At 34.9% G+C, this 14,739-nt stretch carries 7 protein-coding genes; 1 reads left to right on the top strand and 6 read right to left on the bottom strand.

The window, feature by feature from the left end:
• Position 1: 1 nt before the first annotated feature.
• From ribD to COC46_RS17135, 3 genes are all read right to left on the bottom strand, one after another.
• Positions 2–1,099, bottom strand: a complete 1,098-nt coding sequence (gene ribD / locus COC46_RS17145; protein WP_098811137.1) for a bifunctional diaminohydroxyphosphoribosylaminopyrimidine deaminase/5-amino-6-(5-phosphoribosylamino)uracil reductase RibD — start codon at positions 1,097–1,099, stop codon at positions 2–4.
• Positions 1,092–1,853, bottom strand: a complete 762-nt coding sequence (locus tag COC46_RS17140; protein ID WP_098811136.1) for a GTP cyclohydrolase II — start codon at positions 1,851–1,853, stop codon at positions 1,092–1,094. Before COC46_RS17140 ends, ribD begins: the two co-directional genes overlap by 8 nt.
• Before the next feature lie 94 nt (positions 1,854–1,947).
• Positions 1,948–3,042: an FAD-dependent monooxygenase gene (locus tag COC46_RS17135; protein ID WP_098811135.1), complete on the bottom strand. Its 1,095-nt coding sequence runs from the start codon at positions 3,040–3,042 to the stop codon at positions 1,948–1,950.
• A gap of 162 nt (positions 3,043–3,204) precedes the next feature.
• On the opposite strand from COC46_RS17135, the gene COC46_RS17130 reads away from it, so the two are divergent.
• Positions 3,205–3,519 (top strand): winged helix-turn-helix transcriptional regulator, encoded by a 315-nt coding sequence (locus COC46_RS17130; RefSeq protein WP_098811134.1) that lies wholly within the window; start codon positions 3,205–3,207, stop codon positions 3,517–3,519.
• Positions 3,520–3,826: 307 nt separating this feature from the next.
• Here COC46_RS17130 and COC46_RS17125 read toward each other — a convergent pair whose 3' ends face one another.
• The 3 genes from COC46_RS17125 to COC46_RS17115 all read right to left on the bottom strand — a co-directional run bounded on the left by COC46_RS17125 (position 3,827) and on the right by COC46_RS17115 (position 13,951).
• Positions 3,827–7,960 (bottom strand): S8 family serine peptidase, encoded by a 4,134-nt coding sequence (locus COC46_RS17125; RefSeq protein ID WP_098811133.1) that lies wholly within the window; start codon positions 7,958–7,960, stop codon positions 3,827–3,829.
• 635 nt (positions 7,961–8,595) lie between these two features.
• A complete protein-coding gene (locus tag COC46_RS17120; RefSeq protein ID WP_098811132.1) occupies positions 8,596–9,492 on the bottom strand; it encodes a LysR family transcriptional regulator in 897 nt (298 codons plus the stop codon).
• Between the two features lie 289 nt (positions 9,493–9,781).
• Positions 9,782–13,951: a S8 family serine peptidase gene (locus tag COC46_RS17115; protein ID WP_098811131.1), complete on the bottom strand. Its 4,170-nt coding sequence runs from the start codon at positions 13,949–13,951 to the stop codon at positions 9,782–9,784.
• Positions 13,952–14,739 lie beyond the last annotated feature (788 nt).

Raw genomic sequence — 14,739 nt, 5'->3', positions numbered from 1 at the left:
CTCATGTTGTTACAAATTTTGGATAGCCGATAAATTTATAATCAGGACCAATTTTCGTTAATTCAATATTTTCAAGTTCAATTGCTTGTCCCATTTTATCGATCCCAGTACCTTCTAAAAAAGTAGGTGCATTTTTTCCACCTATTAATTTAGGAGCTAAGTAGACGATCACTTTATCAACTAATTTTTGATTTATAAAGGAAGCATTCACTTCTCCGCCACCTTCTACTAATAGTGAAGATATTGAAAGTTCGCCTAGAATTTTAAGCATTTCGTGTAAATCAACTCGACTTAAATCATTCGTAACAAATACTTTTACACCTAAGTGTTCTAATTCTATTTTTTTCTGTTCAGAATGCTTTTGACTTGTAAAGATCCATGTTTCAGCTTGTTGATCGATAACAACTTTTGAATCTAAAGGAATTTTTAAAGTTGAATCTAGTATCACTCGAACTGGATTACGTCCGTTTGGAATTCTAGTTGTTAATTCAGGATTATCTTTTAATACTGTGTTAACACCGACTAATATCGCGCCAATTTCATTTCTTAATTGATGTACATCATTTCGAGCTTCTGGGGAAGTAATCCATTTACTATCAGATGAATGTGTAGCAATTTTCCCATCTAATGTAGAAGCAGATTTCATTACAACAAAAGGAATATTTTCAGATATATATTTATTAAATACTTCATTCATTTTTATCGATTGCTCTTGGCAAACTCCGACGATTACTTCGATTCCAGCATCTTGAAGGATTTTTATTCCTCTTCCCGCTACTAGTGGATTCGGGTCAAGTGTTGCGACAACAACTTTTTTTAAACCAGCTTTTACAATTGCTTCGGCACAAGGACCCGTTCGTCCATGATGAGAGCAAGGCTCAAGTGTTACATAAATTGTTCCACCTTCAGCTTTATCTCCTGCCATTCTAAGTGCATGAATTTCAGCATGTGGTTCACCAGCTTTTAAGTGAGTTCCAATTCCAACTATTCGATTATCGTTTACAATAACAGAACCAACTAATGGGTTCGGATCAGTCTGACCTTTCGTCGCCAATGCATTTTGAATAGCTAGATTCATATAAAATTCATGATTACTCATGTGAACGACCTCCCTTAAAATGACCCGAACGAACAATTTTAGTTTCTAAGTATTTTTCGTTATACTTTGATTTGTCTCCCCATAATTGAATTCTTCCAGACACATTAGCTCCAGAGGTTTGAAGTGCATCCAATTTTCTTGGGTTGTTAGTAATTAATGTAACTGGTTTTGAACGAAGTGTTTTTAGCACTCGAATAGCATCCTCGTAGTTTCGCGCATCATCTACAAACCCAAGTTCTTCATTTGCTTCAACAGTGTCAAATCCTTGCTCTTGAAGAACATATGCCATTGCTTTACTAAATAAACCGATTCCTCTTCCTTCATGATTTGCTAAATAAAATAATGCACCGGATTCATTTGAAGAAATCATTTTCATCGCTTCTTTTAATTGGAATCCACAATCACAACGTTTACTTCCAAAAATATCACCTGTATGACATATGCTATGCATTCGAATTAGCGCATCCTCAGAATTCTCAAAATCACCGTAAACTAATACACTTGATTGTTGCATTTCTGCTAAATTTGAAGAAGCTAATTTACTAATAATTTTCTCTGTGTTGTATGAACCATCGCTACAAAAATCTCCTTCAATATCCTCGCAGCGAAGCCAACAATACCATTGAAAAATGACTGTTTCTCCATCTAAGTTTACTGGCAGTTTAATTGGTCCAACTAAATAAATTGATTTATCGTTATTTTTTATGACATTAATTTTCTCTTTTAATAAAGAAACTACTTTTTCGTTGATCATGCAAAGGTCCTCCTGAATTCTTACGCTTCATCTTATTTGATAATACATTTACTGATTCTTGCTTGTCCAATTTTCTATTTACTCACATATTACTTTATAAAGTCACATCGAAATGATGTTTAAAAGAGGTTTCCTGAATTAGCTGGTGCTCTTGTAAGTTCTCAACTTCTTCACGCCTAGCATTTTCAAATTTCTTTAACATTACTATACTAGAATCACGATTATAAATAGCTTCTTGTATGACTTCTGCTAACACATCAGCATCTTTCATTGCAATGTTTACACCGAGTGCAGCTGTTGGACTCATCGTATGGGCTGCGTCTCCCATAATAATTAAGCCATCCTTAACCCATGTTTTGCTACGGCTACTTTGGACATTTAATAATACAAAATCACTCCAAGATTTTATATTTTGCTGTACAGTCTCAGTCAGTTCTGGAAATGCTCCAATTAACTGGTTTACAAATGGTTTAAAAGATTTACTTCTTAATTTTGAAAATGAACCTTCTTCAATGTTCCAGCCAATTTGAATAAATCCACCAGCTTGAGTAAATAAAGCTAGCTGTTGTTTATTTATTAATGTTAGCCTAACTGTAGGATCCCAACTAATTGGTTTCGGTACTTTAGCCCAAAGTAAATCATAGCCGTGTTTGATTATATCCGTCGGTATATTTGCTAATTTGCGAATCGTTGAAAATCGACCATCTGCACCTATGATAATCGAGCTATGAATTGTGATTTCAGTACGATCCTGTATTGCCTTAACACCTACATAGCGACCTTTTTGATCTTCAATTAAATTGGAAACACGTGTCCCCATTAAAAGTTTAAAGTTATCATATTTATTTGCTTCTTTTAAAATTACATTTAATAAATGATTTTGTGGAACGTGAATACCAACATGCTCAGAATCTGGTTGTGGTAAAATACTTTTAATTATCTTGTTTCCACTCCAATATTCAACGCGCTCCATAAGCAGTAGACCGTATTCTTTTACCTTTTCATAAAGGTTGTGCTTTTTTAATAGTTGTTCACCTTCAGAATTTAGATGTTCACCTCTAAATTCCTTATCGATTCCACTATGGCGTTCTACTAGAACTGTGGAAATATTATTTTTTGCAAGTAAATATGCTAATAGTGCACCCCCAGGTCCAGCACCTACAATACATACTTCTGTATTCATTATCATGTTTTTTCACCTAATATTGTTTTAGTAAAAAATTATTCAGTTACTTTATGTAAGTAAGTTTAATTTAGTAAACTATTTACGTCAAGTAATAAAATTATGTATGGTAATCTTGTTATTCATATTAATTTCGTTATAATATGGTTATAGGTGAGGTGGTTTTATATGAATTTTTCTTTATTATGCCCTCGGTTTGAAAAAAGCGTAGAAATAATTAGTAAACGCTGGGCAATTCTAATTATTTTTCAACTTCTTTCTGGATCACAACGATTTTGTACAATCGAATCAACTTTACCAATCAGTGGCCGTGTCCTTTCAGAAAGATTAAAGGATTTAGAACAAGCAGGTATTGTTAAACGAGATGTATATCCTGAAACTCCGGTTCGAATCGAATACTCATTGACAGAAAAAGGGATGGCTTTAGAACCAGTTATTAAAGAATTAATGAAATGGTCTCAAGATTGGACAACGATTGATTAACTACAGTATTTGTTTTTTCCTTCGCCTTTTAATTATTAATTAACAAATAAAAGGGATGTCCCATAAGTTATGTTTCTAACTTGTGGACATCCCTTTATTTTTCCTTTTGGGCAAACTGGACGCTCCAAGAAAGCTATTGGTTGGGAAAATAACGAACACTGAGTGAACTTTANNTAAAGTTCACTCAGTGTTCGCCTCTTAGGCTTTCATATTAAATAAAAAAGGCCGCCTCAAAAGTACTATGACTAATGAGACAACCTTTATCAATTATTCTATAAATTTCTTACTCTACTCATAACTTGCTCGATTATTGGATACCTAAATCACTCTTAATATCAGCAAGTGTCTTACCCTGTGATTTCTTCACTGGTTTTGGAGCGTTGTCTACAGCTGGATTTTGCATTAAGAAGTTCTTCTCTACATATGCAAAATCTTTTGCATCAACTGTGCCATCAAAGTTGATATCAGCTGAACGTTTGTTTGTTCCCCAGTATGTCTCAACTGCTAATGCATCATTTAGATCAATTACATTATCTTTATTAATATCTCCCGCAGTTGCAACATCAACAGCTTCTGTACCGATTGTTTTATTAATACCACTCATGAAACCATCAATTGTATTAAATACATTGTCGAACTTACCTGATGTTGTAAAGTGACCTGGAATATCTGTAATCACAGTAAATTCATCCTTAGTAACCGGTAATCCAGTAATACGGAATTGTCCTTTTGTATTCATTGTTCCTGTGTATGATTTTCCTTTGCTGTCTACAATCGTTACATTTGCTCCAAGTTTTGTAAAATCAATCGATTTCAAAGTGCCATCTGCATTTTGGAAACTTTCTGGATGAATGTAACTAGCCACCGCTGAAATATCCGGTAGAATCGCAATTGGTACGATATAAGTCAATGGTTTTGTTACTGAATTATCTACACTTGTAAGAGTAGTCGTTACATTGTAAAAGCTTGAGTTTACAATATCATTTAATTGTGGAATTTTAAATGTTACATCTACCATTGGGATATCACCAGATACCTCTGTAGATCCATCAAATGTTACATTCACGTCTGATTTAACAGTTGTACTCGTTGGATTTGTTGTTGTTACGTTTAATTGTCCACCTAGTTTTACGGCCGCTGGATTTAATGCAATATTCACGATATTCGTATCAGCTGTGTTCGTTGTAAAACTGTATCCTGCTTGTTTCAGTTTAGCAACGTTATTAGCAGTTAATGTAATTGTATTTGTATCACCTGGATGTGTAATAAGTCGATTATTTCTTGTTTTTGCTTGTGGTTGACCGTATACATATGGAGTTCCTTCTTTTGTGAAAATATATTGCTTATCACCAAATGCATTTGTTGCTTGGTCTCCTCCTAGGAATCTAAATGATAGGAATTGTGTAGTTGGACTCATTTCAATTTCATCTTTAACAAACCCGTTTTCATCTAATTTAATTGTTCCTGATAACCATGGGCTATTATAGTAATATGCCAATATGTTTTGAGACTGATCTGCTTTCATACCTGCTGCTTTCATAAGCTCAACTGACTTATCATTGATCGAAGCAGTAAACGGAACTGTCTGTTGGTCTGCCTTATACTCTATAAACGGATTTCCTTCTTTTTCACCTTCAACTTGAACGTCAAATTTATTTGGCATTGTATTATCTACTAACATATCTTGAGAGATTGAATATGATTTACCTTGATCATCATATCCAATTAATTTAACTTTGTATAAACCTTCTTTTGGTAATAGAGGCTTTTTGCTCACCGGGTTTGTTGGGTCATTTGTAAAAGGATAATACGCTCCTACAGTAGCTGCGATTTGGTACTCTGTGCCTTCATCATAAGCGACACCATCGAATGAATTCATTACGCCCAAATCTTGACCTGTCACCGCATCAGTCAATACGACATCGATTGATTTCATATGTGATTTTAGTGAGAAATTAGCTAGCAAGTATGGATAAAATAATCCGCTATTTAAGTTATTTCGGTCAGTTGAAAATGACTGACGAACAAGATTCATACTTTGGAATCCTTTTTCTACAAAATGTACACCAAATGGTACTCGATATGTTTCAGAAGGATTATCTTTGTTTGTATAAACAACATACCCTTCGTAAATTCCTTTTTCGGCTGTTTTTGGAATGTTTAATGTAATAGTTGTTTTCTTTTGGCTAATTCCTTTTAATGTAACGGATGATGGAGTTTGAACAGTTACCCCATTTGCTTGAGCATCTTTTGAACCACGTAAGTTTGATTGGAAATTAACTTTTACATTAAATGTTTTTGACTTTTCTCCTCTGTTCATTAAAGTGATTGTGCGGTTATCTGAATAGTCATTTCCATTAAATGATACGTTACCAAAGCTTAGTGCCCCTGTTTCTTCATTAATTTGTTTTTCTCTTCCATTAACAATCATTGGTGTTTTTTCTTGCACTTTAATTTCAATCGTTGAATGGATAGCACTATATGGATCAATACGACCTGCACCTTGTTCAAATACACTGTATGACTTACTTAAAGAATCTGCAGTATTCATTAAAATCGCTTTGATATCTTCCGGTTGTAAATTATGATTAGCTTGTTTTAATAATGCTGCAACACCTGTTGTAAATGGAGTAGCCATTGATGTACCTGACATACGCTGATATGCATTTTTATAATCAGTTGGATTATCTGGGTTGTTAATAAAACCTGGTACCGTTGATAATACACTTACACCTGGAGCTGTAATTTCTGGTTTAATATCATATGTTAATCTAGCAGGTCCTCTTGAACTGAAGTCAGCTAATGTATCGCCCTGTGTTTTCGCTTCACCTATGTCAGTAAATGTAAAGTTAACAGATCCTGATTGTAGCTTTTGCTTCAAAACAAGTCCATCTGCGTTAGATAACGAAAACGTTGGGATGAAATTTACACCATCCCCTAAAAAGGTTGGGATTTGTCCTTCAGTTGGATTGTCATTATACATAAGAACTGCTGCAGCGCCTTGTGATTTAGCAACCGCTATTTTAGAATCTAATGTATATGTTCCACGACTCATTAGAACAATTTTACCTTTTACATCTTTACCAGAATATGCCTCTCCTAGATTTACATCTACAACCGAATTCGTTACACCTTTTAATCTAGAAACATCATCCCCTGCGCTCTTTGCCATCAAAAGTAAAGATGCCGTTACATTGTCGATTGATCCTTTTCCTCCAAGTGTCGTAATTGGAACACTGCTAGCGCCTACTGTTAATGCTAAAGCTGCCGTTCCTGGTGATCCTAGTGTGTACATCTTATTTCCTGCGTTTCCAGCAGCAACTACTGCTGTTACACCATTTAAAACCGCATTATTAATTGCGATACTTTCAGGAATTAGCGGGTCATTATAATTAGCACCTAATGAAAGGTTCATAACATCCACACCGTCTGCAACTGCTTGATCAATACCGGCGATGATATTGTCAGTCCTTCCACTTCCACCTGGTCCTAATACACGGTATACGTAAAGGTCCGCATCTGGTGCAATACCAGTTGTTGCGTCTTCACTTTCATTTTTTCCTTGTCCTACTATTGTCCCTGATACGTGAGTTCCATGCTCTGTAACATAGTTTCCAGCTCCTGATGTTCCACCTGGTTTACCAGCTTTTACCCAATCAGCATAAGTTGTTTCCATCGGATCGTTGTCATTATTTACAAAATCGTATCCGCCTTTAAATGCACCTTTAATATCTGGATGATTGTAATCAACACCTGTATCTAGTACCGCAACCTTTACACCTTTACCTGTATAACCTTCTTGGTGTAATTTATCAATTTGTAGGTATGAACGCTCATCTGCCATTCCTTTACCCGCTGAAGCTGTAGATGTTTCCTTCCCCTCTACAGGAAGCTCAGATTTAACAGTTACATCGCTATAGATCGCTTGTACAGCTGTTGATCTCATCAGTTCTTGTAATTTATTTGCGGGGACTTCTATCGCTACCCCGTTAAATGCATGTTTATATTCGCGTTTGATTTTATAAACACCATTAGATTTTGATTTAAATAATGAACCTAAATCTGATTTAAACTTTACATGATCTGCATTTGCATTGCTTGCTGCTTTTTCACCCGATAAAGCTTGTCCTTTTAATGCCGCTTCTAATACAGCAATCTTCTTAGGCTTCTGTTTGAAAGAAACGATTACTGAAACAGTTTCTGCACTGTTTATATTCACTTTTGAATCAAGAAAAAGCCCTGATTGATCAGTTGTTGAAAGCTTTTGTAACGCCTCTCTTTGCTGTTGAGTTAGTTTTGCTAAAATTGCTTCTGCAGTTGAAGCATTCTCAGCCTTTGTTACATTTGAAACATGACTTAAAGAACTTAAGATAAAACTAGTTGATAAAGCAGCTACTGTAAGACCTTTTGCAATTTTACTTTTACTCGTTCTCTTTAACATACTCTTCCCCCATTGTAGTAAGATACACAGAAAATGATGTTTGAATAGTAGAGGAATTTTGAATCTAAAATACTATGAGTCTTTAAATTCGTTCATTCATCGCTCTTCATTGCCACTCCCTTAATCTAATTATTGAAAATATTCTAAAAATACTCAATCGGGTTATATATAGTGGATTAATCCAATGTTCACTCACTAAATTGATCTATTTCGACAATATTCGAGTGTAAAGTTTATAAACTTCTAATAACTTTATAAGTTTTTCTTATATTTATTAAATTAAATCACTCAAAAACATAAAAAACTATTTGTTACTACTTACTCATTAAGGTCTCAATATTTCCTTTACCTTATAGATTTATAGAAAAAGAGAAGCCGAAATTCAGCTTCTCTTCCTTCTTAGTTTATTGTAATCCTAGTGCTAATACAAAAACACCCCCAACCAATACAGCGATCCATCGAATGCTGCCGAACTATATTAAATACTACTATGTCATTTTGAATATATTTTAAGAAACAGTGTGCACATTCACGAAGCGTTCGAACTTCAAACAATCTAAATAAAACAGTTTAAAATTAAAAAGAGCCACCCATAAGCTAGTTACTCTAACTTATGGGACAGCCCCTTTTTTAAATTAAGAATTTAATTCTTCCTTTAATTTCAATATATAATCAGTTATCATACTTGAACAATGCTTTTTACTAGACATGATCCATACATATTGAAGATTGACAGCATCGTAATCAACAATATCTAGTAATATAACAGCATCACTCAAATTGTAATTAACTCCGTTGAAGGCAGGTACAAATGACACACCTAAGTTCTCTTCGACCGCTTTTTTTAATGTATCCGTATTTGTAGTGGTAAATAACTCATTCATTATGCCAAACTCCGTATAGAACAGTTTTTTAAACGAATGAATGAATTCCCCATCATAGGTAATCAGTGTTTCATTGACGATTTGTTGCGGTGTAACAAATGTTTTTTCTGCTAATGGAGAGTTTTTATTTACCATTAATTTCATTTTTGCTTCAAATAAATTATGATAGACTAGGCGATCATCATTTTCAAGTAAATGTTTTATTAATGGTAACACACCTATATCACTTCGTTCTTCCAAAATATCTTCAATAATATCCTGTCCAGGCTTTTGAAAAATCTCGATATTGATTTTAGGATAGTCATCTCTAATCGCTGAAATTGGGCTTAAAAGGACTGCAAAAAAACCTGGTGTGGTAGATATTTTTAACTTACCATTCACATTATTATTAATAATTTGTACTTTTTCCATAAGTTCTTGATATTTTATAAAAATCTCTTTCACATTCGTAATAATTTCTTCTCCATCGCTCGTTAGAACAGCACGATTACCTCTTTTACGCTCGAATAATTTTATACCAAATTTCTTTTCGATACTAATAATCGATTGACTAATGGCAGACTGACTCACAAAAAGATTTTGTGAAGCAATCGAAAAGGAACCTGTTTTGGCCACTTCGATAAGATATACTAATTTTTCGATATTCATCTTCTTCTCCTTCTATCAACGTTATTAGTATACTACAAACTATATTTTTCTATATTAGGTACTTTAACACTTTACAAAATGTTTGGTATAAATTTAAAAAGCCTGTTCTCGCGTATTGAGAACAGGCTAACATATTGAAGACAAAGTTCTAAAAATATATTTTTTCAGGGTTTACTATTCTCTAGATTGTGCTGATATAATTTCACCGATACTTTTTAGTTCTTAGCTCCATTCGTTAAAAAAATGAGTAACCTAAACAACTCTGAAGCTGTTTAGGTTACCAGTTAAATTAATTTAAACCTAATTCTGCGATGATGCTGTCTAACGTTTGACCTTTATAAGTTTTCTTAGCTTTTGGATTTGCATTTGGATTTGTTGGGTTACCCATTCCAAAGTTGTAGTAAACATATGCCAAGTCATTTACATCTGTTGTGCCGTCAAAGTTGATGTCTGTACTACGGTTGTTTGTTCCCCAATATTTTTGCATTTCAATTGCATCCATGATATCGATTACGTTGTCTTTGTTTACGTCGCCACCAACTGCTGTTGAAACATCAGCGCCAATGTAAAAATACTTTCCATAATCTTCACCATCTAGATTTCCGTATGCACCATGGAAATTAGTGTACGTATTAAAATGTCCAGGAACATCAAACACAATTGACATATCATCATGAGTAACAGGTAATCCAGTTACATAATATTGACCGTTCTTAGCCATTGTTCCATCGTATGTTTTGCCATCTTTATCTTGAACGTAAGCCTTAATTCCCATTGTTGTGTAATCTCTAGTAGGACTGTCATTGAAGTTTCCATTAGCTGTTAATAAGCCTTGAGCATAAACATATCCACCTAAAGCAGCGAACTTCGGTAAAATAACGATTCCCGAGAAAGTTCCCCAAGGACTTGTTACTGTTCCGTTAACATTTGTAATCTTAGTAGATGCAAGATTTAAAGAAGATCCTGATACAGGTTTTTTCATATCCGGAATCTTAACTGTTACATCAACCATTTGAATGTCACCTGATACATCTTGAGAACCATCAAATGTAACTGTTGCTTGTACTGTAACGACAGGACCATTTGATGTTTGTGTTGTAGTTGTTGTTGTAGATAATGTTCCACCTAAAGCCGCAGCTGCAGGGTTTAACTTAACACTTTCAATGCTTGTATCAAGTGAATTAGCTGAGAACTTGAAAAGAGCTGATTTTACATTCTTTACATTATTAGCAGTTAATGTGTTTGTTTTTGTGTCTCCAATATGTGATACCATTTGATTGTAACGAGTCGGACCTTGTGGTTCGCCATATACATATGAGTAATCATCTTGAACAAGGTAGTACGTCTTTTGAGCATTTGCATTAGTTGCTTGGTCACCACCAACGAAGAACACTTGTGTTATTGGTCCAGATACTGCAACTCTGTCTGAAGCGTTTCCGTTTTCATCTGCTTTAAGCTTTCCAGTGATTTTATTGCTGTTCCAAGAATAAGGAATTCCGTTTGTACCTTGATTAATGTTGATACCAGCTGCTTTCATTTGTTCAACCGTTTGGTCGTGGATTGAAGCAGTTACAGGAATTGAAGTTTCGCCTTTCTTGAATTCAACGAAAGGACTTCCTTCTCTTTCCCCTTGTACTTTCACATCGAACTTATTAGGAGAAGTATTGTCGATAAATAAGTCTTGTGTATTAACAAATTCTTTACCAGCATCATTCACGCCGACAAGTTTTAGTTTGTAATGACCTTCTCTAGGTAAAGTTGCTACTTTCTTAATAGATTGGTGTGTACTATCTGTGAATGGATAGATATATCCGCTGAATGGTTGGAATAAATTTTGTTTACCTTCTTCGAAACTCATTCCATCAAACGAATTCGCCATACCTAAATCTTCACCAGTTTTTGCATCAGAAAGAATTGAGTAAACATACCTCATATGAGAATTTAATGTGAATGTTGCAAGTAAATTTGGATCCATGATCGGACTTGTTAATGCAGTACGGTCATTCGTGATTGAGTTACGAGAAAGAGTAAAGTCTGTAATTCCTTCTTCAACATAATGGACTCCGAACGGAACACGATATGTTTCAGTTGGATCATCTTGGTTGGTGTAAGTTACATATCCTTCGTAAATACCTTTTTCAGCTGTCGTTGGAATTGAAAGGTCTACTTTTCTTGTTACATTACTATTTACAGGAACCTTAACAGTTTTGTCTGTCGTTACTGTTACTCCATTCTTTTCTGCATCCTTTGAGCCTCTTGCGTTTGTTTGATAAGAAACTTTTACATCAAACGTTTTAGATTTAGTACCGTTGTTCTCAAATTTTATAGAACGAGATTCACTTAAATCCTTACCAGTGAAAGCTACGTTACCAAAACTTAGTGCACTTGTAATTTCTTTGATATCAGTTGTTTCTCCATTAACAACAACTGGTGTTGTGTCTTTCACCTTAATCTCAATTGAAGAATGTAATGCTTGGAAAGGATCAACTCGTCCTGCACCAACTTCATATACAGAGTAAGTCTTGCTTAATGGATCAGCTGTATTCATTAATAGCGCTTTGATATCTTCTGGTTGTAAGTTAGGATTAGCTTCTTTTAATAATGCTGCAACACCTGCTACAAACGGAGTTGCCATTGATGTTCCTGACATATGATCATATGCGTATTTATAGTCAGTTGGATTATCTGGGCTATGAATAAATCCAGGAACAGTTGATAGTACGCTTACACCTGGAGCTGTAACTTCTGGTTTGATATCATAAGTTACTCGAGATGGTCCACGTGAACTGAAAGATGCTAACTCATCGCCTTTTGTTGTGATTTGAGCTAAGTCGCTAAAAGTAAATTCTGTTTTGCCGCTTAAGATTTTAGATTGTAATGCAAGACCATCAGCATTTGTTAAGTTAAATGAAGGGATAAAGTCTGCACCTTCTGCAAAATAGAATGGCATTAAACCATTTGTGTCATTATTGTAGATCAGGATTGCCGCTGCACCTTTTAATTTAGCTTGTAAGATTTTATCGTTGATTGTAGTTGAACCACGAGCAACTAGTACTACTTTGCCAGTAACATCTAAGTTAGTATAGTTGTAAGATGCACCAAATCCAGGAATACGTACAATTTGATATGTCTTATTTGCTAATGATGCGATATTGTCATCGAATCCTCTTGCTAATAATTGCATATCGAAATTTACAGTATCATCATGACCTTTCATTGTTGGAATCGCTGTTGGGACATCACTTGCACCTACTGTTAGTGCTAAAGCTGCATTACCAGGATTTCCTACAGTGTACATTGCATCGCCAGAGTTACCTGCAGCAACGATAGATGTTACACCACTTAATACAGCATAGTTAAGTGCCATACTTTGAGGTGTTAATGGATCATTGTAAACTGCACCTAAAGATAGGTTGATAACATCCATGCCATCTGATACAGCTCGATCAATACCAGCGATAATCCCTTCAAACGTACCGCCACCGCCTGGGCCAAGTACACGATAAGCATAGATATCTGCGTCAGGAGCAACCCCTAGAGTAGAAAGGTTATTGTCAGCTTTTGCACGACCTGCAATTGTACCAGCTACGTGAGTTCCATGTTCAGTGTAGTAAGGTGTTGCGCCACCATTAATAAGTGGTTTACCAGCTTTTACCCAATCAGCGTATGTTGTTTCCATTGGATCGTTGTCATTATCAACAAAGTCATAACCACCTTTGTATGCGTCTTTTAAGTCTGGATGATTGTAATCAATTCCTGTATCAAGGACACCGACTTTAACGCCTTTACCAGTAAAACCTTCTTTGTGAAGTTGGTCTATTTTAAGGTAAGAACGCTCAGCTGCCATTCCATGTGTGCTTCCTTCAGTATTAAGTGATTCTGACTTAGGAGACTTAGGCTCGTCTAACTGTACAGTTTGGTTACTATAGATTGCTTTAACAGCTCCTGATTGAACTAACGCTTGTAGTTTGTTTGCAGGAACTTGTAATGATACCCCGTTGAATGCAGTTTTGAATTCACGTTTCACTTTGTATGTTCCGTCAGATTTTGATGTAAATGCATTTTCTAAATCAGTTTTAAATGTTGCATGGTCGTTGTCTACATCGCTTTGTGCTTTTGAAGAAGATAAGGCTTGTCCATTTACAGCCGCTTCAATCATAGCGACTTTCTTTGGTTTGTTGTTGAACTCAACGATAACTGATACAGTTTTTGAACTATCTAAGTCCACGTCGTCCGTTAAATGGAGTCCTCGTGCATTGAACTTGTCAATGTTCTTAAGAGCTTGACGTTGTTCTGCAGTTAGATTCAATTTGCTTTCTACATTAGATTTAAGGTTTTCTACAGCACGATCTAATTTAGTTGGGCCTTGTGCAAATACATTAAGCATTTGAGTTTGTGAAAATACGAAACTAGCAGTTAGTGCGCCTACTAGCAGTTTGCTTGTTTGCTTTTTCTTCATTCTCTAGTTCTCCTCATCCATTGTTGTTTTGTATTGTTTGTTTTTACTACTCTAAGCCTCTGTTGCTGTGTGTTTTAATCAACCTACAATTTTCAATCAAAAGCTTTATTTCCAAAGCTGATTAGTTCAGTATTTTCTTTCACTAATTTTTTTTTGTTAAACAATTGTTGGGCGCATTGTATAGATCAGCTACTCCCGCACCGACTTCAAACACACTGTAAGGTTTACTTAAAATATTGCCCCTTCTTTGAATTAGGTCAACCTTACCGCATTTTTCACTATTTTTTTCTTTAAATACTTCTTCCCCATTTATCCAGTTATCCCGAAAACAAAATATAATATTTTGATAGAATTCGATCAGGTCCTATTACAAGATGTGCTCTAGATACGGATAATTTATCAAATTTCGACCCTATTCGAACTCCTTCCCCATTTGTTATATACAGTATACATAATCAGAATATTCTAATGAAATTCGAAATATTGATAACTAAATAAGAAATTCTTATATTATAAAAATCCCATGGAATTTCTTATATACTTTTGAATATCTTTTCATAAAATACTTAATAATCTTCAACAGTTTTTGACCTAAAATTTAATTCGACCATTATATCCATTATCATTGCTCTCATCTTTTCGGCAATGTTGGAAATTTGCCGCCGACTTCCTTCAGTTTCTGCATCACCACAGACACCCTTATCTTAACCTAACCCTTTCTATTATCTTTCTTAGTTCAGGACTTGCACCTTATAGATTGTGTTTATGCTTGGGACACATAGAAAAAG

This window comes from Bacillus sp. AFS041924 (assembly GCF_002577195.1).
Classification (GTDB): domain Bacteria; phylum Bacillota; class Bacilli; order Bacillales; family Bacillaceae_G; genus Gottfriedia.
The sequence above is the reverse complement of the archived record's forward strand: the minus strand, read 5'-3'. Positions and strand labels throughout refer to the sequence as shown.